Source organism: Adlercreutzia muris, from assembly GCF_008831045.1.
GTDB lineage: Bacteria > Actinomycetota > Coriobacteriia > Coriobacteriales > Eggerthellaceae > Adlercreutzia > Adlercreutzia muris.
Map to the genome: position 1 here is coordinate 1 of NZ_WAJS01000034.1, position 25,902 is coordinate 25,902.

The window sequence follows — 25,902 nt, forward strand, 5'->3', positions numbered from 1 at the left end:
CATGGAGTGGGGGATCACCCGATCCCATTCCGAACTCGGCAGTTAAGCCCCACCTCGCCGAAAGTACTGCGGCGCGAGGCCGCGGGAGGACAGGTCGTTCCGCTCGCAGGGGGCGCTTTCCCATCGCCCCCCGGGCCCGGCCCTGCGCCGGCGCTGACGCCCCGGCGAACGGGGCCGATGCCGTCTTCGGCACCCTGCGGGGTGCCTTTTGCTTTCTGGGCCTCGTCTCCGCGCGGCCCGCTCCTCAGAGGGGCGGGATCGACGGGGTCTCCGGCCATGGGGAGATGCCGTCATCATAGACGCCCGCCCGGGCGTCTTTTGTTGTTTAGGGCTGTCTTTCTCGTCGCCATCGGCCGTGAAATGGGGTCGGCCTCTCTCGACTGCAAGAGGCGCGTGCGTATAATACCCACAGAGCCTTGTCTCATTGCGAACGAGGCTGTTGGTATCGAGAGAGGTGGCGTTCCCGTGAGTTCAGAGAGCCCTGAAGATAAGAAGCGCATTGAAGATGCGGCGAAACAGCCGGCGGTTCTTGAGGCGTTGGTTGACGCGCTTTCCGACGGAAGTCGTCGCGGCCGTCAGCAGGCGGCGCGCATTATCGCCGGCGTGGCGCGGGAGGATCCCGAGCTGCTCGTTGGCCATGGGGCTGCATTGGTGGATGCCCTTGAGCGTCCAGAGGCGCAAACGCGTTGGGAGTGCCTTGAGACTCTCACGCGGATCATTCCCCTTGACGCTCGCGTTTGCGAGAAGGCTATTCCCGGTGCGGAGACGGCGCTCTTCGATGAGGGTAGCGGCCCGTTGCGCTTGGCCGCCATGCGCTTTCTGTGCGCCCTCGGCGCGACGACCGAGAAGCGCTCGGAGAAAGTATGGTCCCTCATTGATGAGGGCATTCAGTGCTGGCACGGCGATCTGGAATTCCAGGACATGTTGCTGGCTGTCATCGATTTCTCTCAGGGAAAGTTGGCGCCCGAGGTGAAGAAGGCTCTGGGCGATCGTATGCGCTTCGATGCGACCAACGGTCGTGGTATGCTGAAGAAGCGGGCGAGCCAGATCGTCGAGAACGTATCGTAGGAATCGCGCCCGCATGGAGAGCGGGCGCGATTCTCTCTTTTCCAACGTATGACCGAGCATAGATTGCAGGAGGAGTGCACTATGGGCTTTGCATCTACTTTGAAGGTGGGCGATGCCGCCTACACCTATTATCCCGTGTCGACCATCGAAGGTGCGGATCGGCTGCCGTTCTCGCTGACGGTGCTGTTGGAGAATGTGCTGCGCTGTGGCCGCACGCCCGACGAGGCCGCGGCCATGGCAGCCCGGGTGACTGAGGCCGGCCTTGCGGGCCATACGGGCGACGAGGTGGAGTTCTCGCCGGCGCGCGTGCTGTTCCAGGACTTCACGGGCGTGCCGGTGTTCGTTGACTTCGCCGTGATGCGCGAGGCCTGCGCTGAGCTGGGGGGCGATCCGAAGAAGATCAACCCCCAGGTGCCGTGCGATCTGGTCATCGACCACTCGGTCATCGCCGATGAGGCCGGCTGCGCCGGATGCATGGACGAGAACATGAAGTTGGAGTTCGCGCGAAACAGCGAGCGCTACGACTTCTTGAAGTGGGCCCAGGAGTCCTTCGAGAACGTGCGCATCGTGCCGCCGGGGCAGGGTATCTGCCACCAGCTGAACATCGAGAAGTTCGCAAGCGTGGTCATGGAGTCGCCTTCAGGGCTTACGGGTGCCGACGGCGCGCCGGTGGTGTACTTCGATACTCTGGTGGGCACCGACTCTCATACGCCTACGGCCAATGGCATCGGTGTGCTCGGCTGGGGCGTGGGCGGTATCGAGGCCGAGGCCGCGGCCCTCGGCCAGCCCATTACGACCCTGGTGCCCCGCGTGATCGGCGTGAAGCTGACCGGCGAGCTGGCGGCAGGCGTGTCGGCCATGGACGTGTCGCTGACGTTCGCGAGCATGCTGCGCGAGCGCGGCGTGGTGGGCTGCTTCGTGGAGTGCTTCGGCCCCAGCGTGAGCGGACTTTCTGCCACCCAGCGCGCCTGCATCTCGAACATGACCCCGGAGTACGGCAGCACCTGCACCCTGTTCCCCGTGGACGAGAAAACGCTCGACTACCTGCGCCTGACCGGCCGCAGTGAGGATCAGGTGGCCCTTGTGGAGGCTTACGCCAAGGCCCAGGGCTACTGGAACGATCCGAGTGCCGAGCCGCGTGTGTACAGCGACGTGATCGAGTTGGATCTGGGCAGCGTGCAGCCCTCCATTGCCGGTCCGTCACGACCTCACGACCGCATTGCCCTGGCCCAGGCTGGCGAGCGCTTCCGCGCTATCTGCGCCGAGCGCGGCCTGGACGATGTGACGGCGCACGTGGAAATTGGCGGCGTCGACCACGAACTGACCCACGGGGCCATTGCCATCGCCGCAGTAACGAGCTGCACGACGGCTACCGACCAGGCTATGATGATCGCCACGGGGCTCATGGCCCGCAATGCCGCCGAGCGCGGGCTTGCGCCCGCGCCCTGGGTGAAGACTATTTTGGCTCCGGGCAGCCGCGCCACCGAGCTGCTGTTGGAGCGCGCGGGGCTGACCGAGCCCCTGCGCCAGCTGGGATTTTTCACCTGCGGCTTCGGTTGCATGAGCTGCATCGGCAACTCTGGCCCTCTGTCGGAGGCCATGCACGCCATCGCCGACGATATCGAGCTGGCGAGCGTGCTTTCCGGCAACCGCAACTTCGAGGGTCGCATTTCGCCGGATGTGTCGCAGAACTATCTCATGCAGCCGGCCAATGTGATTGCCTACGCCATTGCCGGCACCATGGATATTGATCTGGAGAAGGATGCTCTTGGCGTGGATAGCGCCGGGAATCCGGTGTACTTCGCCGATATCGTGCCCGACGAGGCCGAAGTGGCCGCGCTGGTGAGCCAGTACGTGACCGCCGACTTGTACGAGCAGGGTGCTGCCGGCATGTTCGAGGGCGATGCCGCCTGGCAGGCCCTGGGCGCCGAGCCGAGCGACACCTTCGCCTGGGACGAGGCATCTACCTACGTGCGCCGGCCCCCGTACTTCGACGGCATGGGCCGAGCAGTGGAGGGCCAGGCCCCCATCGAGGGTGCTCGGGTGCTCGGGAACTTCGGCGACTTCATCACCACCGACCACATCTCCCCGGCCGGTGCTATCGCGCTGGATATGCCCGCGGCCGAGTACTTGGAGGCCCATGGCGTGGCTCCGGCCGACTTCAACACCTACGGCAGCCGTCGCGGCAACCACGAGGTGATGATGCGCGGCACGTTCGCCAATGTGAAGCTGACGAACAAGTTGGCCGACGGCCGCAAGGGCGGCTGGACCTGCGACTTCACCACGGGCGAGATCGCACCTTTGTACTATGCGGCTGAGCATTACCGCGCGGCAGGCGCCCCGGCGGCGGTGCTGGCGGGCAAGATGTACGGCTCGGGCTCGTCCCGCGACTGGGCGGCCAAGGGCCCCATGCTGCTGGGCGTGCGTGTGGCCATCGCCGAGAGCTTCGAGCGCATCCATCGGTCGAACCTCATCGGCATGGGCATCCTGCCGCTGCAGTTCGCCGAGGGCCAGAATGCCGATGAGCTGGGGCTTGACGGTTCCGAGACTATCACCGTGGCTCCCATCGACTTCTCGGCGGGCCTGCCGGCCCCGGCGGTGGTGCAGGTGACGGCCGAGCGCGCCGACGGCAGCGCGGTGACCTTCGATGCCACGGTGCGCATCGACACCCCCACCGAGGGCCGCTACTACGAGAACGGCGGCATCCTCCAGTACGTCCTGCGGGAACTGATCGACTAGCCACTTTGCATCGGGGGCGGAAGGGGGCTTCTCTCCTTCCGCCCGCTGCGGCTATTCGCAGGGGCAGCCTTTAGCCTGCCCACTCGGCTGAAGAAGAAGTCAAAAGCCGTCGTGTCTGCTGCACGCAGAAATCGTCGAGAGATCGCTTCACTACTTGAAGCGCGTCGAGGGGACGGTTCCCTTCGGTAGGCTCGGACGACAATGCCAGGGTGCGCCCCCCTCCTGTCCGTCAAAGAAGGGATGATCGAGGCGATGTCCGAAGAGCTGAATGCGAATGTAAGAGAATGGGTTTCCCGGCTTCGTTCTCCTGACAACAAAGTGGCTTATTGCGCTCTGAAAGAGCTTGTCGAAGCTAGCGGGCGGAGCATCGTGGTGTATGCGCACCTCGATTCATTCATCAACATGATGCGTGACTCCAATTCCTATGTTAGGACGCGCGGGCTGACGCTCATTGCCTGCAATGCGAGATGGGATGCAGCGGGCAGAATCGATGGGATAATCGACGAGTATCTGCAGCATGCCACTGACGAGAAGCCCATTACGGCTCGTCAGTGCGTGAAGTCCCTTAGGCAACTGGCTGAGGCGAAGCCGGCTCTTGCGCTGTGCATCGCCGACGCATTGCGGAACGCAGACGTTTCGAAGTACCCCGACAGCATGCGCCCGCTGGTGCAAAAGGACATATGTGAGACGCTTCTCTTCTTGGATGGGAGGGGCGGAGAAGGGTGTCAAGGGACGGCTCCCTTGACACCAATGGACCCGTCCCTTGACATATAAGTTACTTTTTCATGTGGTTGACTCCGAGAACAGTTAGCGGAATTCCAATCGCGGCAAGAAGAATCGCTCCGGAGCGGTCATAGAGGCCGATCTTGAACTTGCGCTTGTCGGAGCATTCGGTATGTGCGTGGTTCTTGTTCTCCGCCAGTCTCTGGTAGCACCTTTTTCGCTCCTCATCGCTGACAGAGGGATCATTAATCCTTTCCCAGCACCGCTCGTCGTCCTCGGAAAGCATGTTCATCATCGATTCGTGCGTCTTTGATTCATCCTCAAGGAATGCTGGGATCTTGTCGAACAGGCTCTTGACAGAGGCGGCCGCGTTGCCTGCTGCTGCCGGGAATTGCTCAGTAACGAGCCGCGCTGTTTCTGAGGGCATGTTTCTCAGGTCTGAAACGAGGTTGAGCAGCCTAGTTTTTTTAATCTTTCGGAAGTCTCCGCCCAGGTCGAGATTGTCGCTTACATACTGCTCGGTGCTGATTGTGCTCTTCATTGTTGGATCCTCCCCAATTCTTAAATCAGCTCGTTCTTGTGCCTGTAAAGGAAACGGTGAGTCTCCTCCTCGTCAGCGACCCATTCGTCGTCGAAGTGGCTGTCCGCCCACGAGGTTTCCCCGCGCGCTCTGATGTGGAGTTCGCCGTCCTCGATGCTGTAGTCGCGCTGCTCCCGGAAGTTCCTTCCCTCGTAGTAGGTCGAGGTTGTAAACCCGTCGTTGTCGTCCAGCAGCTGCTGCCGTACGGCCTTGGTTAATCTCAGTCCCATGGTTATCTCCTTCGTTCGGGTGCTTCGATGTTTAATATTCTGATGTCTTTAGAGAAAATGGACACATGCAAGATTCGCGAATCCGAGAGTCGTTTTTCCTCAGATTTCGCGAAAAGTACGAAGGGTTTTCGCGATGGCCGAGAAGATGAAAAAGGAATACTCAAGTCTATACGAGCAGATAAGGTGCGAGAAATTGCGCTGGACAAGGGCTAAAGCAGCCCTTGAGCTGAAGTGTGTTGACGAGAACAGGCTTGAGCGGATAGAGAAGAATCGCTCTGCAATACGGCCTGACGAGGTGCTCGTCTTGGCTGAGGTCTACGACGAGCCTTCTTTGTGCAACTACTACTGCGCGATGCAGTGTCCAATCGGGAAGGACGGGGAAGTTCCTTATATCGAGCAGCCCGAGCAGTCAGAACTGCCGATGATCGTTTTGCGGATGATAGCCTCGCTGAACAATACGGGCCAGATGAAGGACAGGCTCATAGAGATCGCCGCCGACGGGGATGTCACCGAGGACGAGTTGGAGGAGTTCGAAAGCATACGCCAAGAGCTGGATAAGATAACGTCTACGGTCAAGACGCTGGAGATGTGGGCTGATAAAGCGATTAAGGCCGGCAAGAAATGAAGCGCAAGGTGCTTCTCTCTCTGATGTTTTGGCTTTTCATTATTACCGCCCCTGCTTTTGCGTGCCTTATCGCTATTGCTCAATTTCCTCTTGAGGCCGAGGTGCCTTTGCATTGGGGGTTTTCCGGCCAGGCAGACAGCTGGGGCTCGCCGTGGTCGATGCTTCCCGCTAGTCTGATCATGTGTGGTGCGAATGCCTTGATGGGAATAAGCTACCGCTACAGCGACAAGCTGTACGACATGGGGCTTGTCCACGGCGTGAGCCGTAAGGCTGCGCGACCCTTCTTGTGCGGGGCGGCTATGGTGCTAGTGATCGTTATGGTCGTAATTCTTATTTGGTGGGTAATCGCTGCTAAAGCAACCATGTAGGCCATCGGCGGCCATCTCTCCTAAACGATACCCCAAGTCAAAGCGGGCACCTCGGGCATGAGATACGGCACCCTTAGGCGCATAAGGGTGCCGCTTTGCATGAGGGCGGCTCTCTTTATGGGGTTGGAGCTGCCGCCGGGCATGTTATTGACTTCGGGTGGGGTGCTGGGCGCGGTCGAGTGGTTTCCCTGCTCGGCCCCAGGCGAGGAAGTTCATCACGAGGGAAACCATGGCCTCTTTTTCGTCGGGGCGCGACTCTGCGATCATGATGGTGGTGGCTACGAGCGAGTCATCTCCCACGGTCTTGCGACCATCCTCGTAAAGCAGCCCGTTACGGTCGAGGAAGTAGAGGAAGAGACTTGCCGCGATGCGCTTGTTGCCATCGTGAAACGAGTGGTTCTTTACGACGAAATACAGGAGATTCGCGGCTTTCTCCTGGACGGACGGATACAATTCTTGGCCGCCGAACGACTGGTAGATAGCGGCGATGCTGCTGCGGAACGAATCATCCTTCTCCTTGCCGAAGATGTCGCTCTCTCCCGAGAAACGCAAACGGTCGATGAGGTCGCGGCATTCGTCGTAGTCGAGCACGTAGATGCCCTCCGAACCTTCGGGCCGGCTGAGGCGCTGGTGGTCGTAGTCGTCCAGCAGATCGAGCGCGGGCGCATAACTCTTCACGATTTCGAGAATTTGGTTGGCGGCGAGGTCGCCGGAGAGGCGCTCCATCACGGAAACCACCTGCGCAAGTTGCCACAGGCGGCGCTCGTTCTCGGCGCGGCCTTCGATGATGTAGCGGCGCAGCACGTCAGTCGCCCATCGGCGAAATTCTACGCCGCGCTGCGACTTGACCCGGTAGCCGACGGAGATGATGACATCGAGGTTGTAGTACTCGACTTGGTAGGTCTTGTTGTCAGCGGCAGTTGTCGCAAATTTTGCGACAACTGGTTTCCCGGCATCGGCCAATTCCTCCTTAAGGGCATTTGCAATGTGCTTTCCGATGGTTTTAACGTCGCGATCGAATAGAAGGGCCATTTGGGATCGGTTGAGCCAAACCTCTTCATCGTGAGTGTCGACAGTCACATCCAGTTTCACCTCCCCGTCGGAGGATTCGAAAAGGACAAGGTTCGACGTGCTAGCTGCTTCAGACATGCTCGAGTCTCCTTCCTTGGTAGAAAACGGATAGAAGACGCTCGGCAGATAAGCTATGCGCGACTGATGAGCTACGATGAGCGCTCGCCCATGGTAGCCCACGGCGGGGTTGCGCAGCAAGAAAAATATCATCATCGCAATGAGCGTCAGAGGATGCCGGGAACATTTGTCGTCGGTGGTGCTTGCTACGGAGAACGTGCGGAATAGCTGGCGTGGGCGGGGGATTTGCGATACGATTACGGGCACATGATTTTTTGACCCTAGGAGAACCGACGTAACTATGGAAGACTTCCGCAACGAATATTGCATGCACACCGCCACCTGCGGGCAGCTGCGTGCGACCGACGTGAACCAAGAGGTGACGCTGGCCGGTTGGGCGTGGCATACCCGCGACCACGGCGGGCTCATCTTCATCGATCTGCGCGACCGCGAGGGCTACACGCAGGTGGTCGTCGACCCGGATTGCGTGAGCGCGGAGGACTTCCATGCAGCCGAGCACTTGGGCCGCGAGTACGTGCTGAAGGTGACCGGCCGCGTGCGCGAGCGGGCGCCGGAGGCCGTGAACCCGAACATGATTACCGGCGAGATCGAAGTGCTGGCCAGCGCCGTGGAGGTGCTGAACACCTCGGTGACGCCGCCGTTTTCCATCGAAGACGGCATCGAGACTGACGAGATCACCCGCATGAAATGGCGCTACCTGGACATTCGCCGTCCGGAGATGCTCGCCAACCTGAAGCTGCGCCACACGGTGACCCAGGCCATGCGCCGGGCCCTCGACGAGCGCGGTTTTCTGGAGATCGAGACGCCGATCCTGGCGAACTCCACCCCCGAGGGCGCTCGCGACTACATCGTGCCGAGCCGTCCGAACCCGGGCAAGTTCTACGCCCTGCCCCAGAGCCCCCAGCAGTTCAAGCAGATGCTCATGTGCGCCGGCGTAGAGCGCTACTACCAGATTGCCCGCTGCTTCCGCGACGAGGATCTGCGCGCCGACCGCCAGCCGGAGTTCACTCAGGTGGACATTGAGATGTCCTTCGTGGAGGGCGACGATGTGTGCGACATGATGGAAGCGGTCATGGCCGAGACGCTTGCCGCCGTCGGCGTGACCGATGTGGCCTTCCCCCTGCAGAAGATGCAGTACGCCGACGCCATGCGCGACTACGGCTGCGATCGCCCCGATGTGCGCTTCGGCATGCTCCTGCACGACATTACCGACATTGTGAAGGACACCGGCTTCAAGGTGTTCTCGTCGGTGGCCGCCTCGGGCGGCGTGGTGAAGGCCATCAACGCCAAGGGCGCGGGTGACTGGAGCCGCGGCGAGGTGGAGAAGATGGCCTCCATCGCCGAGGCCAACGGCGCCAAGGGCATGGCCTGGGTGGCATTTACCACCGACGGCCAGGAGAAGAGCCCCATCAAGAAGTTCTTCACCGACGAAGAGTGGGCGGCCCTGAAGGCCGAGATGGAAGTGGAGCCCGGCGACCTTCTGCTGTTCGCGGCCGACGCGCCTGAGATCGCCAACGCCGTGCTCTCCGCCCTGCGCCTGCACATGGCCGACGCCCTGAACGTGCCCCGCGAGGGCCACGGGCTTCTGTGGGTGGTGAACTTCCCCATGTTCCGCTACGACGAGGACGAGAAGAAGTACGCCGCTGAGCACCACCCCTTCACCCATGTGCTGAAGGAGGACTTGGATAAGATCGAGAGCGATCCTTTGGCCTGCGGCAGCTATTCCTACGACCTGGTGATGGACGGCTTCGAGGTGGGCGGCGGCACCATCCGCATCCACAACGCCGAGGAGCAGCGTCGCATCCTGCGCGTCGTGGGGCTCTCCGATGAGGAGATCGACGAGAAGTTCGGCCACCTCATCCGCGCACTCGAGCTGGGCGCCCCGCCCCATGGCGGCATCGCGTTGGGTCTGGACCGGCTGGTGATGCTGCTGGCCCGCAAGGACTCCATCCGCGACGTTATCGCCTTCCCGAAGACTTCCTCGGCGAGCGACCCCATGACCGGCGCGCCGAGCGCGGTGACGGGCCGTCAGCTGAAGGACGTGAACCTGCGCATCCTGTAGGGGCGCACGGCGCAAAAAGCTACGTGTCGGAGGACCCGTCTCCCGTAAGGGGGCGGGTCCTCTTACATGATGGTGCGGGAAAGGGGCTTGCTAAAGGTTTCGACGGGGTACCCGGTGAGGACATTGCGGGCGGCCAGAAGATGTTCCGCGAAGGAGAGCTTGCCCGCCCCGTAGAGCCGGGCCGCCAGGCGCACGGCGGCTCCGTCTTCCATGGACACGTCGTCGGCCAGAAGCGCCATGACCGTGCCGATGAGCGAGCGCGGCACGCGGTAGTCGCTCTCGAGCGCCGCCACGCAGGCGACGATGGTTTCCGGGTAGGCCCGCGCCGCGCCGCCGGCGATAATGCGACGCGCCTTGGCGGCGCGGCGCGGATCGTTGTCGAGCAAATAGTGCAGCAGGACGGTTTTGTCCACGATGACGATATCGTGGGAACGTCCCCGGGGCGCGCTTTTCGGCCGCTCGGCGTCGGATGCGCCCTGCTCCTTCAGCCATGCGGCGCGCTCGTCGCTCGACTGGGTCGGATTGCCGTAGTGACGCAGCTTGCCGAAGGCGCTCGTGGCTCCCTCGCTCTTGCTGAGGTGCGGCGTGAAGGGGAGCCGCCTTTCGTTGACGCTCTCGGCTATGAAGAGCCGCACGGCCTCGGAGAGCGAGAGGCCCAGAGCCTCGAAGAGCTGTTCGGCCTCTGCCTTCATGGTGTCCTCGACGCGTACCTGCAAGGTGGCATGCTTGCCCATGGAGCACCTCCGAAAAAATTTTTCGCCCTGCGAAAGAGATCGAAAGCGGATGAAAATGCGCCGTATTGCGCGCGTTTCTGCGACATCTTCCCAGCAAAACGAGGAAAGATGTAGTGCAATTGTAACACACTCGGAAGGCCCCTGGATTCCCGCGCCGAAAGGCGGGATCATCAGAAGCGGCGAAATAGGGGGTTGCCAATAGCCGTTGAGCGCGTTATAACGTCCCCAACAGGTCAAAGATGACTTTCCCGATGCGCAAACCCTGCGCGCTTTCCATAGATTCCAATCCGTTTCAGCAAGGCGTCCCACCGATGCCTTGGTCTCGTGCACCCCGGTTCTCGAGAAGGGGCCAGACGGGAGCGAAGCGGGGGAATACATGCTTCGAGCTATGAGAAAGAGGAGGAGTTCATGGGTTCTAAATTCGTCATTGCCGACCCGGGCCTGTGCATCGGCTGCCAGACGTGCATGGCCGGCTGTCTGCTGAAGCACAGTGCGCCGGGGGACGTTGCGAAGCCCCGTCTGAACCTGATTACCACCCTGACCATCTCCGCGCCCATCGTGTGCCACCACTGCGCCGATGCGCCGTGCGTGGCCTCGTGCCCGGAAGGGGCGCTGTACTTCGACGAGGGTCGCGTGGCGGTGAAGCAGGAGCGCTGCATCGGCTGCCGCAGCTGCGTGCTGGCCTGTCCTTACGGCGCCGTGGACGTGGTCTCCCAAGAGGGCGCGGCGAAGCTGGGCGGCCTGACGGTGGAGTCGGCGCCCAAGGCTTTCCTGGTGAAGTGCGATTTGTGCTATGACCGCGAGGGCGGCCCGGCGTGCGTGGAGGCCTGTCCCACCGGCGGCCTTATGGTCGTCGACGAGGAGGAACTTGCCGCTCGTCAGCGGGCCCGGCGCATGAAGGCCGCCGTGGCCTCGGGCGCGTTTGCCAGCGTGCCGCTGAATATGGATCTCAACTAGAACGGGGGAGTGAAACTATGGAAAAGCACATGGCCGTATGTCCCTACTGCGGCGCCGGATGCAAGCTCAACCTGCTGGTCGATGACGGAATGGTCATCGGCGCCGAGGGCATCGACGGTGTGACCAACGAGGGCGAGCTGTGCCTGAAGGGCCTGTCGGGCTTCGATTTCATCAACGATACGAAGATCCTGACGCCGCGCATCCTGCACCCGATGATCCGCCGCGAGAAGGGCGGCGAGTTGGAGCGCGTCACCTGGGACGAGGCGCTTGACTTCACGGCGCAGCGGCTGACCGAGATCAAGGAGAAGTACGGCCCGGACGCTATCATGCTGACCGGCTCCTCCCGCGGCCCGGGCAACGAGGCCAACTTCGTCATGCAGAAGTTCACCCGCGCCTGCATCGGCACGAACAACATCGACAACTGCGCGCGCACCTGCCACGGCCCCAGCGTGATCGGGCTTATGGACACCGTGGGATCCGGTGCCATGTCGGTGTCCATTCCCAACCTGGAGAACGCCGACCTCATCATGCTGTTCGGCTACAATCCCTCGGCCTCCCATCCCATTGTGGCTCGCCGCATCGTGAAGGCCAAGGAGAAGGGTGCCAAGATCATCGTAGTGGATCCGCGCTCCATTGAGACCGCCCGCATCGCCGATCTGTACATCCAGATCAAGAACGGCTGCAACCTCGCCTTCATGAACGCGTTCGCCAACGTCATCGTGTCTGAGAATATGCACGACAAGGCCTTCATCGATGCCCACACCAGCGGCTTCGACGCGTGGTGGGAGACCATTAAGAACTACACGCCGGAATCGGTGGCCGAGGTGTGCGGCTGCGATCCCGACGACATCCGCAAGGCGGCGCGCATGTACGCTACGGCCCCCAACTCCGTCATCGGCTGGGGCATGGGCGTGACCCAGCAGCGCCAGGGCGTGAAGGTGGTGCACACCATCGCCGCCATCGCCTGCGTCGCCAACCAGATCGGTCGCGACAACGCCGGTCTGGCGCCGGTGCGCGGCCAGAACAACGTGCAGGGCTCCTGCGACATGGGCATGTGGCCGAGTCTTCTGCCGGGTTACCAGAAGGTGGAGAACCCCGAGATGCGCGCTAAGTTCGAGAAGGCCTGGGGCCTGCCGGCCGGCGCGCTTCCCGCCGAGCCCGGCTTCAAGCTGACCGACCTGCCCCACGGGGTGAAGGAGGGCAAGATCCGCGCCTTCTACAACTTCGGCGAGGATCCGCTGCAGACCGAGCCCGATTCCGCCGATATGAAGGAGACCCTGGAGAACCTGGATCTGCTCATCTCCCAGGACATCTTCATGACCCAGACGACGGCTTTGGCCGATGTGGTGTTTCCCGGCACGTCTTGGGGCGAGCACGACGGCGTGTTCTCCGCCTCGGATCGCACGTTCCAGCGCTTCACGGCCGCAGTGCCGCCCAAGGGCGAGTGCAAGCACGACTGGCAGATCTTCCAGGAGCTTTCGACGCGCATGGGCTACCCGATGCACTACGAGGATACCGAGGAGATTTGGAACGAGGTGCGCGAGCTGTGCCCCAACTTCTACGGCGCCACCTACGAGAAGATGGCCGGCACCGGTCATGCCCAGTGGCCCGTGCCCACGCTGGAGTGCCCCGGCACCCCGACGCTGTACAAGAACGGCCAGTTCAACACGGCTGATAAGAAGGCCATCCTCATGGCGCACGACTTCGTGGAGCCCACCGAGCTTCCCGATGACGCCTATCCGCTCGTGCTATGCACCGTGCGCGAGGTGGGCCACTACTCCTGCCGCTCGATGACGGGCAACTGCAAGGTGCTCTCGATGCTGGCCGACGAGCCGGGCTATGTGCACATCAACCCTGCCGACGCCGAGGCGCGCAATATCCGCGACGAGGATCTGGTGTGGGTCAGCTCGCGCCGTGGTAAGGTGATTACCCGCGCGTGTTTGGACGAGCGCATCAACAAGGGCGCGGTGTACATGACCTACCAGTGGTGGATCGGCAAGTGCAACGATCTGACCATGCACGTGACCGATCCTCTGTCCGGCACGCCCGAGGACAAGTACTCCGCCTGCGAGGTGCACTCCATCGACGACCAGGTGTGGGCCGAGCGCCACATGCAGGCGCTCTACAGCGCCCTGAAGGATCGCCTGGCCGCCGAGGCTGCGCCCCAGAACGTGGCGCCGGCCGCCGAGGCGTCTGCGGAGTAGCCCGCAGCCGTCCGCTCTTTTTCACCCGAAAGGACTCTGATGAACACCTTCATCGCCATAGAGCCGGATAGGTGCATAGGATGCGGCACATGTCTCGCCGCCTGCAGCCATGGCCACCGTGTGGCCGGGCTGCAGGCGGAGCCCCGCCTCGCCCTGACCTTCGCCCCGCAGGTGACCGCGGCGGTCACCTGCCATCAGTGCGAGGGGGCTCCCTGCTTGGCCGTGTGCCCCGTCGATGCCATCGCGCGCACCGACGAGGCCGTCGTTGTGAACGAGCAGGCGTGCATCGGCTGCAAGCTGTGCGCGATCGTGTGCCCCTTCGGCGCCATCCATCCGGCAGGCACGTCCACGGCAGGCGTTGCCGGCATTGCCTTTGAGACGCCGAGCCAGCCCCGGGGCACCTCCCCGCTGCTGGCCTGGAGCATCGGCGTCTACACCTGTGCCGTGAAGTGCGACTTGTGCTCCACGTACGACCCCGAAGGGGGTCCCCATTGCGTGAGGGCCTGCCCGACCAACGCGCTCTTTGTGCGAGATGCCACAACGCTCGGTGACGCTCGCAAGGACAAAATGAAAGCAGCCGCTACGGCCAATCAGATCATGATGGGCCGCTCGACCAACCTGAAGGAGGCCTAAATGCTGGAACTTATCTTTGTGTCCCTCGGGCTCTCCTGCGTCGCCGGCGCGCTGTCCCTGGTGGCGGGGAAGACCCCTGCCGCCTCTAAGACCATCGCCTGCGTGGGCGGCATGGCCTCGGCGGCCTGCGCCTTCATCGGCGGCGCCGGGGCCCTGCTGGGGCCGGCGGTGCACGCCAGCTGGGCGGGGCCCATGGCGTTTGCGAGCTTCACGCTGCTGCTGAATCCCCTGGCGGGACTGCTCATCGCGGTCATCTCGGCCCTGGCCTTCGTGGCATGGCTCTACGGTCTGTCCTATTTCGACGAGTATTACGAGAAGGGCATGGGGATCATCGGCTTTTTCATGAACCTGTTCATTGCTTCCATGAACCTGGTCATTCTGGCCGACAACGCATTTTGGTTCCTTGTGTTCTTCGAATTGATGTCGCTTACCTCCTACGTGCTGGTTGTCATCGACCAGACGGAGAAATCGCTGCGCGGGGGCTTTCTGTACTTGATCATGGCCCATATCGGCTTTCTCATGATCGCCATCTCGTTCTTCGTGATGGCGTCGGCCGCCGGGTCCCTCGAGTTCGAGGCCTTCCGCACGAGCGCCTTTGCCCCCGGTGTGGCCACGGTGGCCTTCGTGCTGGCTTTCTTCGGCTTTGGCGCCAAGGCGGGCATGGTGCCCTTCCATTCGTGGCTGCCCCAAGCCCATCCGGCGGCGCCTTCCAATGTGAGCGCGCTCATGTCCGGCGGCATGATCAAGATCGGCATCTTCGGTATCTGCAAGGTGTGCTTCGATTTGCTGGGCGCGACCGGAGGCGAGATCGGTTGGGGCGTGCTCGTCATTATCATCGGCGCGGTATCGAGCGTGCTGGGAGTGGTGTACGCCCTGGGCGAGCATGATCTGAAGAGCCTGCTGGCCTATCACTCCGTGGAGAACATCGGCATTATCCTGCTCGGTGTGGGCACGGGCATCTACGGCTGGGCCGCGCATCTTCCGTGGCTTGCGGCCATCGGGCTTCTGGCCGGTCTCTACCACCTGGTGAACCACGCCATGTTCAAGGGGCTTTTGTTCCTGGGGGCCGGCAGCGTGCTGCATGCGACGGGCACGCGCAACATGGAGGTTCTCGGCGGTCTGGCGCGCCTGATGCCCGTGACGGCCCTGTGCTTTCTTGTGGGATCGCTGGCCATCTCGGCCATCCCCCCGCTCAATGGGTTCGTGTCCGAGTGGTTCACGTACCAAGGGCTCATCGGCGCGGCCATGGACGGCGACATCTTCATGCGCATCCTGTTCGCCTTTGCCGTGGTGGCCCTGGCCATTACCGGTGCTCTGGCCGTCACCTGCTTCGTGAAGGCCTTCGGCGTCACGTTCTTGGCTCGGCCGCGTTCCGAGGCGGCCGAGCAGGCCCGCGAGGTGCCCGCTCCCATGAAGGGGGCTATGGTGCTGCTCACGGTGGCCTGCGTCTTCCTCGGCCTGGGAGCGGCTCTGGTGACGCCGGTGGTGGATTCCATTGCCGCCGCCATGCTGTCGGTGCCCCCGGTGCCGGCCGTGGAGGGTGCGACGCTTGTGTCGCTGGATACGGCATCGGTCGTCTCGCCGCTGGTGCTGGCGGTGCTCATGGCTCTTGTCATCGCCGCGTGCGCCCTGGTGCGCAACAGCGCGAACCGCGCCGCCGGCATGAAGGACGATCCGCAGACCTGGGCCTGCGGCTACCAGGCGGATCTGACCATGGAGACGCTGGCCTCCACGGTGGGCGCCAACGTGAAGAACTTCATGGGGCCGCTGTTTGCCATCCGCTTCACCGTGAACCGTGCCGGTGCCGCCGTGGCTCGTCTGCTCAGTCGTGCCCTGGGGCTCGAAAAGACGGCTCCGTCCGCCTCCAAGGCCCCCGAGCCGGTGCTGTCCCGCTTCGACCGCGATCGCACGGTGGGCATCGCCGCGGCTCCGCACCGCGCCCCGGCGCTCTCGCACTCGGTGCTGTCCATCGTCAGCGATCTCGGCGCCTGGTTCAGCCGCATGGAGAGCGGCGATTTCCGCACCTATATCGTGTACATCGTCGGCGCCCTGGTGTTCTTCCTGGCGCTCATCATTCTGGTCCGATAGGAGGATGCCATGTCTGTCATTGTTGCGATACTCCAGGCTGTCCTCTTGGTGGCCGCCGCTCCGCTCGTGAGCGGCATCACGCGCAAGATTCGCGCCAAGATGCACTCCCGCACGGGTACCGACATCTTCCAGGACTACCGCGATCTGGCCAAGCTCTGGCGCCGGTGCGAGGTGCGCGAGGGCGGCAGCGGGCTTGTGTCCCGGGCCATGCCGCCGGTGTTCCTCGGCAGCTTCGTGCTCATTGCCGCGGGTCTGCCCCTGTTCATGCAGGCCTGCCCGGTGCCCATCCTGGGCGATATCATCACCATCCTGTACCTGATGGCCCTGCCGCGCTTCATGTTCGCCCTGGCCTCCATCGACTCTGCCGGCTCATACACGGCCATCGGCGGTGTACGGGAGCTGCTGGTAGGCGTGCTCGTGGAGCCTGCGCTCGTGCTGGTGCTGTTCGTCATGGCCGTGGCCGCCGGCTCCACCAACACCGGGCTCATGGCCGCGGCCACAGGCTCGCTTCAGGCCCAGCCGCTCGTGGCCGTGGTAGTGGCCGGCGTGGCGTTCGCCATGGCCTGCTACATCGAGATGGGCAAGCTGCCCTTCGACTTGGCCGAGGCCGAGCAGGAGATCCAGGAAGGCCCCCTGGCCGCCTATTCCGGGCCGTCTTTGGCCATGCTGAAGCTGGGCGTATCCGTGAAGCAGCTGGTGGTGGCGAGCTTGCTCGTGGCGCTGTTTCTGCCCTTCGGGGCCGCGGTGGACGCCTCGCCTGCGGCGGTGCTCGCGGGAATGCTGGCCTATGGCGCGAAAGTGCTCGTCGTCATGGTTGCGGCCTCGATCATCGAGAACGCCGTTATGCGCGTGCGCTACAAGCTGCTCGGTCGTTATACCTGGTTCGTCACGGGGATCGCGCTTCTGTCCCTGGTGTTCCTCGTCATTGGAATTTAGGTGGTGATGAATATGTTCGGATACCCGTTAGTCAATGTGCTGGGGGCCTGCCTCATCATCACCTCGATGCTGGTGGTGCTCGCCCGCACGGGGCGCGCGGCAGCCTGGCTGTACTCGCTCCAGTCGCTCGTGCTCGTGGCCGTGCTCGCGTCGCTCGGCGCGGTGACCGGCTCGGTGGAGCTGTTCACCTGGTCGGCCACGGCCTTCGCCACCAAGGTGGTGCTCGTGCCCGCCATCCTGCTGTTCACCCTGAAGAAGATCGGCGATGACGCGCGGACGGATCTGCCGCCGAAGCTCAACCCCATGAAGTCGGTGGCCCTGGTGGCTGTGGAGGTGTTCGTGTGCTTCGTGGCCGTCTCCGGGATCGATTTGCCGACGGCTGCGGAGGTGCGCCCTACGCTGGCGGTGTCGCTGGCCCACTTCTTCATCGGGCTCACCTGCATCGTCATCCAGCGCTCCATCTTCAAGCAGATCTTCGGATACTGCCTGATGGAAAACGGCTCCCACGTGACCTTGGCGCTCTTGGCGCCCCAGGCCCCGGAGCTGGTGGAGATCGGGGTGGCCACCGACGCCATTTTCGCGGTGATCATTCTGGCCGTGCTCGTGTGGCGCATGGCGCGCTACGCCCGCACCCTTGATGCCGACGACCTCTGCGAGCTGAAGGGATAAGCCATGGATTACTCTATTCTGCTCATCTGCCTGCTGGGCTGCCCGGTGGTTGCGGCCGCGGCGATGGCCCTGCTGCCTGCGAAGGCCACGCCCCGCGGCCTGTTCGAGGCCATTCACGTCCTGTCCCTGGCCGTCGTGGCCGTTTCAGGGCTTTGGCTCGTGGCCTCGGTGTTCGCCGGCAGCGACATTTTCGCCTTGGGCGGCTGGTTCCACCTGGACGGGCTGGGGGCGCTGTTCTTGGGCCTCATTGCCGTTATCGCGCCGGCCACGGGCCTGTACTCGCTGCCCTATGTGGCCCACGATGTGGCCGATGGGAAGCTCGGGCCCTCCCAGGTGAAACAGTACTACGTGTTCTTCAGCCTGTTCGTGTTCTCGATGATTCTGGCCGTCACCTCCAACAACATCATCATGATGTGGGTGTCGGTGGAGGCCACCACCTTGTCCACGGTGTTCCTCGTGGGGGTGTACCGCACCAAGCTCGCCCTGGAGGCAGCGTGGAAGTACATCATCGTCTGCACGGCCGGCGTGGCCTTCGGCCTGTTCGGCACGCTGCTCGTGTACGCGAACGCCGCCGACGTGATGGCCGACGCGCATCAGGCGGTGTTCTGGACGTCCATCCTGCCCATGGCTCCCGCGCTCGACCACTCGCTCACGATGATCGCCTTCGTGTTCGCCGCCATCGGCTTCGGCACCAAGGCGGGCCTGTTTCCCATGCACACCTGGCTGCCCGACGCCCATTCCGAGGCGCCGAGCCCCGTGTCGGCCCTGCTGTCCGGCGTGCTGCTGAAGTGCGCGCTGCTCATCGTGCTGCGGTTCTACATTCTAGCCGCGGCCAACGTGGGGGCGGGCTTCCCCCAGCTGGTCATGGTGATTCTGGGCGTGCTCTCGGTGGGCTACGCGGCCTTCGAGGTGTACCGGCAGCGCGATATCAAGCGCAAGCTGGCCTACAGCTCGTGCGAGAACGTGGGCCTCATCGCCGTGTGCTTCGGCATCGGCGGTCCTCTGGGCATTATCGCGGGCCTGGTGCACTGCATCGCCCACGGCCTGACCAAGGCGCTCATGTTCTGCGTGGCCGGCAACGTGATGATGAAGTACCACACCCGCGATCTGGAGAAGATCAAGGGCATTCTGGCCGTGGCCCCTGTGACCGGCGTGCTGTTCGTGGCCGGTTGCCTCGCCTTGGCGGGCTTCCCGCCCTTCGCCATGTTCGTGAGCGAGATGGCCATGATCTTGGCCGGCATTGCCGCCGATGCCCTCTGGCTCGTGGCGCTCGTGCTGGTGGCTCTGGTGGTGGTCATCATGGCGCTTGTGACCATGATCACCGGATCGGCCTTGGGGCGTGCGCCCGAGGGGATGGCCCGCAAGGACGTGCCGGCCCTGGCCCTGGTGCCCGAATGCGTGCTCTTGGCTTTGGTGGTGCTGCTCGGCGTGGCCCTGCCCGGCCCTCTGTTCAGCTCCATCGAGCGCGCCGGGGCCATCGTCATGAGTTACGAGGACGAGTACCCGGCGAGCGAGAATCTGTTTGAGGGGGCCCTGGCGGCCCTGGCTGGAGACGAGGTTGAAGAGGAGGTGTCCGAGTAATGGTCAAGAAGAAGGCGCCCTTGCGGGTGGGGGAAACCCACGTGCAGGCCGTGCGCGACACGTTCCCCGGAGCGGTGCTCGATGCCGCGTGGCAGGCCGAAGACCAGGTGACCGTCACGGTGCCCAAGGACATGCTGCCCGATGTGGTGGAGTTTCTGTACTACGGTCGCGGCGGCTGGCTGCCGAACATGGTGGCCAACGACGAGCGGCCCATCAACGGCAACTACGCCCTGTACTACCTGCTGTCCATGGAGGAGGGCGACCCGGGCTTCGTGACGGTGCGGGCCGAGGTGGACCCCCAGTCCATGGAGTACCCGAGCGTGACTCCGCGGGTGCCCGCCTGCGTATGGAGCGAGCGCGAGGCCTTCGACCTGTTCGGCCTGCGCGCCCAGGGGCTGCCCGACGAGCGGCGGCTGGTGCTGCCCGACGACTGGCCGGCCGACCTGTATCCGCTGCGCAAGGATTCCATGGACTACCGCAAGCGGCCGGCTCCCGTCACCGACGTGGAGAACTACTCGTTCCTCTACGAGGGTCGGGCCGAGGAGGTCACCGAGGTGCCCATGGGCCCGCTGCACATCACCTCCGACGAGCCGGGGCACTTCCGCCTGTTTGTGGAGGGCGAGGAGATCATCGACGCCGACTACCGCCTGTTCTACGTCCACCGCGGCATGGAGAAGGTGGCCGAGAGCCGCCTGAACTACGACGCGGTCACGTTCTTGGCCGACCGCATCTGCGGTATCTGCGGCAATGCCCACTCCGTGGCCTATGCCGAGGCCGTGGAACACGCCCAGGGCATCGAGGTGCCCGTGCGCGCCCAGTACATCCGCGCCATCCTGCTGGAAGTGGAGCGTTTGCACTCCCATCTGCTGAATCTGGGGCTCGTGTGCCACTATTGCGGTTTCGACACCGGCTTCCAACACTTCTTCCGCGTGCGCGAGAAGACCATGGACTTGGCGGTGCTGCTGACCGGCGCCCGTAAGACCTACGGCCTGAACCTCATCGGCGGGGTCCGTCGCGACATTCTGGACGCGCAGAAGGTGGCCACCATCAAGTACGTGCGCGAGATTCGCAACGAGGTGGAGGCGCTGGTAGACATGCTCGTGTCCACGGCGAACTTCGAGTCGCGCACCGCCGGGGTGGGCCGGCTCGACCCGGCGGTGGCCCGCGACTACAGCCCCGTGGGCCCCTGCGTGCGCGGCAGCGGCATTGCCCGCGACGTGCGCTTCGATCACCCCTTCGACGGCTACAAGTACTTGAGCGGCATGAAGGCCCGCAGCCACGACGGCTGCGATGTGCAGAGCCGGACCTTGGTGCGCGTGGAGGAGTTCATGGACTCGCTGACCATGATCGAGCAGCTGCTGGACGGAGCTCCGGCGGGCCCGGTGCTCACCGAGGACTGGCGGTACACGCCGCACAAGTTCGCCCTGGGCTACACCGAGGCGCCGCGCGGCGAGGACATGCACTGGGCCCAAGTGGGCGACAACCAGAAGTGCTACCGGTGGAGGGCCAAGGCGGCCACGTACTCCAACTGGCCCATCTTGCGCTACATGTTCCGCGGCAACACCGTGGCCGACGCGGCCATCATCGTGGGCTCCATGGACCCGTGCTATTCCTGCACCGATCGCGTGACGGTGGTGGATGTTAAGAAGAAGACGGAGACGGTGCTCACCAAAGACCAGCTGGAGGGCTACTGCCGTCGCCGCACCCACTCGCCGCTCTCGGGAACGGGGGTGTAGGCGATGTTGAAGCTGTTCAAGGAAATCCGCAAGGCCGGCGACGCCACGACAGGCTATCCCTTCGAGCCGTTGGATATGCCCGCGGGATTCCGCGGCAAGCCGGAGCACAACGAGAAGCTGTGCATTGCCTGCGGAGCCTGCGCCATTGCCTGCCCGGCCAACGCCATCACCATGGACTTGAACGATGATCAGTCCTATGTGACCTGGGATATCAGCTACGGCCGCTGCATCTTTTGCGGGCGCTGCCAGGAGGTGTGCCCCTTGTTCGCCATCGAGTTGACGACCGACTTCGAGCTGGCGGTGCTGAACAAGGCCGATCTGTCCGAGTCCTGCGCCTACGAGGTGGCGCGCTGCGCGGTGTGCGGTAAGCCCTACGCTGCCGCCAAGGAGGTCGACTATGCGCGCCGGGTTCTGAAGAGCGTGGGAGGTCCCGCCGCTGCCGATGTGGGGAAGCTGGACGAGTGCCTGGCCTGCCGTCGCCGCGAGGATGCCCGCGCCTTCCAGGCCCAGGCTCGCACCGAAGGAGGTGCCCGATGATCGAGAACGATTTCCCCGCGTCTCTCCAGTGGAGGCCGGACCCGGTGGCCCTGGACGCGTCGGTGGCTAAGGCCAAGGAGAAGCTGCTTCAGTCCATCAAGCGGTCGGTGTACGTGTACCGCGTGGACTGCGGCGGCTGCAACGGCTGCGAGATCGAGATCTTCGCCACCATCACCGCCGCCTTCGATGCCGAGCGCTTCGGCATCAAGGTGGTGCCCTCGCCGCGTCACGCCGATGTGCTGCTGTACACTGGCGCCATGACCCGGGCCATGCGCGAGCCGGCGCTGCGCGCCTATCAGGCGGCGCCCGATCCGAAGATCGTCATCTCCTACGGGGCCTGCGGCTGCACCGGCGGCATCTTCCACGACAACTACTGCGTGTGGGGAGGCACCGACCCCATTCTTCCCGTGGACGTGTACATTCCGGGCTGCCCGCCCTCGCCGCCGGCCACTATCTACGGCTTTGCCTGCGCCTTGGGGCTGCTCGACCAGAAGCTGCATGAAAGCCGCCATGTGGCCCCGGCTGGCGAGCAGGCGCCCGTGGCCTTCCCGGCGATACCCTACAAGGTGCGCACCGCCTTCGAGCGCGAGGCGCGGCGCATGAGCGGCTACTACTACGGCAAGCAGATCGTGGACGAGTTCATGATGGCGCTCGCCAAGGACAAAACCGACGCTCTGGCCGCCGCCGACAGACTCGTCGAGCGCGAGACCGATACGCGAAAGAAGGCCGTGTTCATGGATTTGAAGGCGCTTCTGCTGAGTAAGGTCGTGCAGGAATGAGCGTGACGGTGCGCCAACGGCCGTCTGCGCCGGGTGCGGGGAGGGCGCCCGGTGCGGACGGGGGAACGGGAGCAGAGCGCGGACGGGCCGTGCGCCCGGCGGCGGCCCACACCACCGATGGGCGCACGGCCCGGGACGTGGTGTTCTACCGGCTGGGGAAGAAGTTCGTGGATCATGAGCGCTCTATTCCCGAGGACGTGCGTTCGGTGCTCTACTACACCCTGGCCATCGGGCACCATACCGGGGTCATCGACTGCCTCGAGCCGCGTCTGGCCACGTCCAGGGTCGTCTTCTCAGACGTGCTGGCGGCCCTCGGTGCCGGCGAGGCGGCCGACAAGCTGAGGGGCATCGAGCGCTTCGGCGAGATCGAGCTGAAGAAGGAGCACGTCCCCCTGCTGAAACCGGCGGTGCTGGCGGCCCTGGAAGGCTGCGGTACGGTACCCGAGCCGGGGACGGCTGCCGCGGGCCTGGTGGTTGCCGCGGATGTGCCGTCGTGGCTGGAGGAGTTTCTGTTCCTGCTGGACGAGGTGCAGTGCGAGCCGGCCGTGTACGCCATGGGAAGGAGGGTGTCGTGAGCGCGAGCGCCGAGGACATCCTGGCCGCGAGCGAGGCCGGGGCGCGGGGCGGCAACGTCGTCTTCTGCGTGGGCAGCGTCCTGCGTGGCGACGACGCCGCCGGCCCGCTTCTGGCCAAGCGCCTGGAGGACGACCCCGTGGCCGGCTGGCTGGCGGTAGACGGGGGCCAGACGCCCGAGAACGATTTGGGCTATCTGCGCCGCCTTGCCCCGCAGCGTCTGCTCCTGGTGGACGCGGCGGCCATGGGGCTTGAGCCGGGGGCCGTCCGGCGCCTGCGTGCCGAGGACGTGGCGGTGCAGTCGCTCATCACCACCCACACGCTGCCCATCACCTACCTGCTGGGAGAGCTGGAGCAGATGTGCGAGGAGGTGACCTTCCTCGGCATCCAGCCTGGGGGTACCAAGTTCTTCGATCCCGTGCACCCGCGCGTGCTGGCGGCCGTGGAGTCGGTGTACGCCGCCCTTGTCGAGGGCGGCAATTTCGAGCAATACCCGTTTGTAACGTTATGATAGGGGAGGAATATCCATGTCAATCGTAAAAGAGGATCTGCTGTCCATCAGCCCCGATGCGCTGGCGCCGGCCGCCACCGAGGCCAAGGCCGAGGCCGTCGGCGTGACCAAGGCCTCCATGGGCGGTGCTAAGTGCTTCGTGTCCGCCATGCTGGCCGGCGCCTTCATCGGCTTTGGCGGCATGTACTTCTGCACGTTTCTGGGCGATACCACCATGGCCTTCGGGGTGCAGCGCCTGGTAGGCGGCTTGTGCTTCTGCCTGGGCCTGTGCCTGGTGCTCTGCTGCGGGGCCGAGCTGTTCACAGGCAATGTGCTCATGGCCTGCGCCAAGGCGTCGAAGAAGATCAGCTTTGCCGGCCTGCTGCGCAACTGGGGTATCGTGTGGCTCGGCAACCTGGCCGGCTCCCTGGCGGCGCTGGCTATCATCTACTTGTCGAATTTGCAGGCCATGAACGGGGGCGCTGTGGGCGAGGCCTTCGTCTCGGTGGCTGCCGGCAAGGTGGCCCTTGAGCCGGTGACCTTGTTCTTCAAGGCGGTGCTCTGCAACATTCTCGTGTGCCTGGCCGTGTGGATCGGCTTCTCCTCGAAGACCACGGCCGACAAGGTGCTCGGCATCCTGCTGCCCATATCCGCCTTTGTGGCCTGCGGCTTCGAGCACTGCGTGGCGAACATGTTCTTCTTGCCCATGGGACTGCTGCTGAACACGGTGGCCGGTATCGGGGCCGCAGGGGCCATCACCGCGGGGGGCGTGGCCTACAACCTGGTTCTCGCTACCCTCGGCAATATCGTTGGCGGCCTGGTGGTGGGCCTGGCCTACTGGTTCATCTACCATAAGAAGCAGGCTTAAAGAGGCTGCGACGCACGCTGCCGGGAACGGGTGAAGGGAAGAGGATCGTGAGAGTGGTCGACCGATATCGAGAGGGCGAGGCCGTGGAGGTCTGCGACGGTGCGCTGCTGCGTCCCGACGGATCCTTCGAGCCGGTGCGCCGGCCGGTGCTCGCCGAGCACGCTATGGAGGTGCTCGTGAACACCGTGCCCACCTTGCGGATGGTGTGCACCCCCGATCATCTGGTCGATCTCGTGGTGGGGCGGCTATTCACCGAGGGCATTGTGGGGGGTGTCGCCGAGATCGAGGAAGTGTATCTCTGCGAGCAGGGGACCCGCGCCTCGGTGCTGCTCGGCTGCAACCGGGCCGACTTCTCCCGCCGCGGAGTGGAGACGGTTCCCTCTTGCTGCACCGGCAACCGCACCTACAACCGCTATTTCACAAGCGACGCGCCCCCGGCCAAGGTGACGCCCATTCCCTGGGAGGCTGAATGGGTGCTCGCCGCGGCCCGGGCCTTCGCCGAGGATACGCCCCTGCATCGGCGCACGACCGGCACCCACAGCTGCTATCTGGTGCTGGGGGGTACTGTGGTGGCCTGCTGCGAGGACTTGGGGCGCCATAACGCCTTCGACAAGGTGGTGGGCCTGGCCTTGCGGCAGGGGATCGATCTGCGCGACGCCCTCATCTTCTCTAGCGGGCGATTGCCCGTGGACATGGTCATGAAGGCCATTCACGCCGGGGTTCCGCTGCTGGCCACCAAGGCGGTTCCCACCGACGAGACCATTCGCCTGGCCCGGGAGTTCGATCTGACCCTCATCTGCCAGGCCCGGCCCGACGGGGCCATCGTGTACAACGATCCGACGCGGCGCTGAGAAGTCGCCGCGGTCGCTGCGACGACGTGCTTTCCGTGCGCTGCGCGGGCGAGGGGAGACGGGAGATGGCAATGACACGGCAGAGCGCGGGGGAGGGCGCGCTGCTCGTGATTTCCCTCGCCGCGCTGGGGGTCGTCGTCGGCGCACTTACGGTGGCGCTCGATTTTGCTGTGGACGGGGCCGCCGCCGTTTTCGGAACCTGCGGATGGCTCGGGTGGCTGCTTCCTGTGGCAGGGTTTGCCGCCTTTGGCGCCTATCGGGCGCTGCGGCTCGATTTCTCGTGGAGCACGGCTCAGGTCATGGAGGCAGTGCGCGACGGACGCCCCGTCCCCGCGCCGCTTGCCCCGGCCATTATCGTTGGCACGTCCCTGACGGTTCTTTGCGGCGGCTCGGTGGGCAAGGAGGCGGCCGCTCTTCAAATGGGAGCGGCCGCAAGCGAGCCCTTCCGGAGGTTTCTTCCCGGGCGCCTTTCCCGCTTGCTGCCGCCGGCGGCCCTGGCGGCGGCGCTGGGGGCCATGCTGGACGCTCCGCTGGCTGGGGCGGTCTTCAGCTTCGAGGCGCTGCGAAGGCGCCCCCAGTCTGCTGCGGATGTCTTCGCGCCGGTTGTAACGGCGCTGGTGGCCTGGGGCGTGACGGAGGCGGCAGGGGTTCGGTTCCTGGTCGCAGCTCCTCTTGCCCTGGATGCTGCGGCGCTCGGGGTGGCGGGAGGGGCGGCCCTGGCG

At 64.2% G+C, this 25,902-nt stretch carries 25 protein-coding genes and 1 rRNA gene; 22 read left to right on the forward strand and 4 right to left on the reverse strand.

Annotated features, from left to right (window positions below):
* The 4 genes from rrf to F8D48_RS09690 form a co-directional block, all read left to right on the forward strand.
* Positions 1–106, forward strand: a 5S ribosomal RNA gene (gene rrf, locus F8D48_RS09675); the annotation flags it as partial.
* 359 nt (positions 107–465) lie between these two features.
* Positions 466–1,068 (forward strand): HEAT repeat domain-containing protein, encoded by a 603-nt coding sequence (locus tag F8D48_RS09680; protein ID WP_201757806.1) that lies wholly within the window; start codon positions 466–468, stop codon positions 1,066–1,068.
* Positions 1,069–1,149: 81 nt separating this feature from the next.
* Positions 1,150–3,807, forward strand: coding sequence for an aconitate hydratase AcnA (acnA, locus tag F8D48_RS09685; RefSeq protein ID WP_151431632.1), 2,658 nt, complete (start codon positions 1,150–1,152; stop codon positions 3,805–3,807).
* A gap of 240 nt (positions 3,808–4,047) precedes the next feature.
* Positions 4,048–4,581 (forward strand): hypothetical protein, encoded by a 534-nt coding sequence (locus F8D48_RS09690; protein ID WP_205717373.1) that lies wholly within the window; start codon positions 4,048–4,050, stop codon positions 4,579–4,581.
* A gap of 1 nt (position 4,582) precedes the next feature.
* On the opposite strand, the gene F8D48_RS09695 is transcribed toward F8D48_RS09690, so the two are convergent.
* Both F8D48_RS09695 and F8D48_RS09700 read right to left on the reverse strand, forming a co-directional pair.
* On the reverse strand, positions 4,583–5,071 hold the full coding sequence (locus F8D48_RS09695; RefSeq protein ID WP_151431634.1) for a hypothetical protein: 489 nt from the start codon (positions 5,069–5,071) through the stop codon (positions 4,583–4,585).
* A 20-nt stretch (positions 5,072–5,091) separates the two neighbouring features.
* Positions 5,092–5,340, reverse strand: a complete 249-nt coding sequence (locus F8D48_RS09700) for a hypothetical protein (protein ID WP_151431637.1) — start codon at positions 5,338–5,340, stop codon at positions 5,092–5,094.
* A 133-nt stretch (positions 5,341–5,473) separates the two neighbouring features.
* Between F8D48_RS09700 and F8D48_RS09705 the strand changes: the two genes are divergently transcribed.
* Both F8D48_RS09705 and F8D48_RS09710 read left to right on the forward strand, forming a co-directional pair.
* The gene (locus F8D48_RS09705; RefSeq protein WP_151431639.1) at positions 5,474–5,965 is read left to right on the forward strand and encodes a helix-turn-helix domain-containing protein; all 492 of its coding nucleotides are present in this window, start codon (positions 5,474–5,476) and stop codon (positions 5,963–5,965) included.
* Entirely contained in the window at positions 5,962–6,333 is a 372-nt protein-coding gene (locus tag F8D48_RS09710) for a DUF1648 domain-containing protein (RefSeq protein WP_151431641.1), read from the forward strand. The genes F8D48_RS09705 and F8D48_RS09710 overlap by 4 nt, the downstream gene beginning before the upstream one ends.
* Before the next feature lie 144 nt (positions 6,334–6,477).
* On the opposite strand, the gene F8D48_RS09715 is transcribed toward F8D48_RS09710, so the two are convergent.
* Positions 6,478–7,482: a virulence RhuM family protein/type II toxin-antitoxin system death-on-curing family toxin gene (locus tag F8D48_RS09715; protein ID WP_151431643.1), complete on the reverse strand. Its 1,005-nt coding sequence runs from the start codon at positions 7,480–7,482 to the stop codon at positions 6,478–6,480.
* Between the two features lie 280 nt (positions 7,483–7,762).
* On the opposite strand from F8D48_RS09715, the gene aspS reads away from it, so the two are divergent.
* A complete protein-coding gene (aspS, locus tag F8D48_RS09720; RefSeq protein WP_151431645.1) occupies positions 7,763–9,544 on the forward strand; it encodes an aspartate--tRNA ligase in 1,782 nt (593 codons plus the stop codon).
* Between the two features lie 62 nt (positions 9,545–9,606).
* Here the strand turns inward: aspS and F8D48_RS11700 are convergent, their stop codons facing one another.
* On the reverse strand, positions 9,607–10,278 hold the full coding sequence (locus F8D48_RS11700) for a type II toxin-antitoxin system RelB/DinJ family antitoxin (RefSeq protein ID WP_170272796.1): 672 nt from the start codon (positions 10,276–10,278) through the stop codon (positions 9,607–9,609).
* A gap of 408 nt (positions 10,279–10,686) precedes the next feature.
* Here F8D48_RS11700 and F8D48_RS09730 point away from each other — a divergent pair, with 408 nt between their 5' ends.
* The 15 genes from F8D48_RS09730 to F8D48_RS09800 all read left to right on the forward strand — a co-directional run.
* A complete protein-coding gene (locus F8D48_RS09730) occupies positions 10,687–11,235 on the forward strand; it encodes a 4Fe-4S dicluster domain-containing protein (RefSeq protein ID WP_016310464.1) in 549 nt (182 codons plus the stop codon).
* A 17-nt stretch (positions 11,236–11,252) separates the two neighbouring features.
* Positions 11,253–13,439, forward strand: a complete 2,187-nt coding sequence (gene fdhF / locus F8D48_RS09735; protein WP_028027492.1) for a formate dehydrogenase subunit alpha — start codon at positions 11,253–11,255, stop codon at positions 13,437–13,439.
* A 39-nt stretch (positions 13,440–13,478) separates the two neighbouring features.
* Positions 13,479–14,072, forward strand: a complete 594-nt coding sequence (locus tag F8D48_RS09740) for a 4Fe-4S dicluster domain-containing protein (protein WP_135971654.1) — start codon at positions 13,479–13,481, stop codon at positions 14,070–14,072.
* Complete coding sequence (gene hyfB / locus F8D48_RS09745; RefSeq protein ID WP_151431648.1) at positions 14,073–16,160, forward strand: hydrogenase 4 subunit B; 2,088 nt, start codon at positions 14,073–14,075, stop codon at positions 16,158–16,160.
* A 9-nt stretch (positions 16,161–16,169) separates the two neighbouring features.
* Positions 16,170–17,096, forward strand: coding sequence for a respiratory chain complex I subunit 1 family protein (locus F8D48_RS09750; RefSeq protein ID WP_016310468.1), 927 nt, complete (start codon positions 16,170–16,172; stop codon positions 17,094–17,096).
* 6 nt (positions 17,097–17,102) lie between these two features.
* Positions 17,103–17,765 (forward strand): hydrogenase 4 membrane subunit, encoded by a 663-nt coding sequence (gene hyfE / locus F8D48_RS09755; protein ID WP_235715547.1) that lies wholly within the window; start codon positions 17,103–17,105, stop codon positions 17,763–17,765.
* 3 nt (positions 17,766–17,768) lie between these two features.
* Positions 17,769–19,346, forward strand: a complete 1,578-nt coding sequence (locus F8D48_RS09760) for a hydrogenase 4 subunit F (protein ID WP_151431650.1) — start codon at positions 17,769–17,771, stop codon at positions 19,344–19,346.
* On the forward strand, positions 19,346–21,082 hold the full coding sequence (locus F8D48_RS09765) for a hydrogenase large subunit (protein ID WP_151431652.1): 1,737 nt from the start codon (positions 19,346–19,348) through the stop codon (positions 21,080–21,082). Before F8D48_RS09760 ends, F8D48_RS09765 begins: the two co-directional genes overlap by 1 nt.
* Positions 21,083–21,085: 3 nt before the next feature.
* Positions 21,086–21,619, forward strand: a complete 534-nt coding sequence (locus F8D48_RS09770) for a formate hydrogenlyase complex iron-sulfur subunit (protein ID WP_151431654.1) — start codon at positions 21,086–21,088, stop codon at positions 21,617–21,619.
* On the forward strand, positions 21,616–22,398 hold the full coding sequence (locus F8D48_RS09775; protein WP_135971318.1) for an NADH-quinone oxidoreductase subunit B family protein: 783 nt from the start codon (positions 21,616–21,618) through the stop codon (positions 22,396–22,398). Before F8D48_RS09770 ends, F8D48_RS09775 begins: the two co-directional genes overlap by 4 nt.
* Positions 22,395–22,973: a formate hydrogenlyase maturation HycH family protein gene (locus tag F8D48_RS09780; protein WP_135971317.1), complete on the forward strand. Its 579-nt coding sequence runs from the start codon at positions 22,395–22,397 to the stop codon at positions 22,971–22,973. Before F8D48_RS09775 ends, F8D48_RS09780 begins: the two co-directional genes overlap by 4 nt.
* Positions 22,970–23,482 (forward strand): hydrogenase 3 maturation endopeptidase HyCI, encoded by a 513-nt coding sequence (locus F8D48_RS09785; protein WP_240806305.1) that lies wholly within the window; start codon positions 22,970–22,972, stop codon positions 23,480–23,482. Before F8D48_RS09780 ends, F8D48_RS09785 begins: the two co-directional genes overlap by 4 nt.
* A gap of 16 nt (positions 23,483–23,498) precedes the next feature.
* Positions 23,499–24,329, forward strand: coding sequence for a formate/nitrite transporter family protein (locus tag F8D48_RS09790; protein ID WP_205717374.1), 831 nt, complete (start codon positions 23,499–23,501; stop codon positions 24,327–24,329).
* A 47-nt stretch (positions 24,330–24,376) separates the two neighbouring features.
* Positions 24,377–25,180 (forward strand): formate dehydrogenase accessory sulfurtransferase FdhD, encoded by an 804-nt coding sequence (gene fdhD, locus F8D48_RS09795; RefSeq protein ID WP_205717375.1) that lies wholly within the window; start codon positions 24,377–24,379, stop codon positions 25,178–25,180.
* Between the two features lie 65 nt (positions 25,181–25,245).
* A partial coding sequence (locus tag F8D48_RS09800; RefSeq protein WP_205717376.1) for a chloride channel protein occupies positions 25,246–25,902 on the forward strand: 657 nt, incomplete at its 3' end.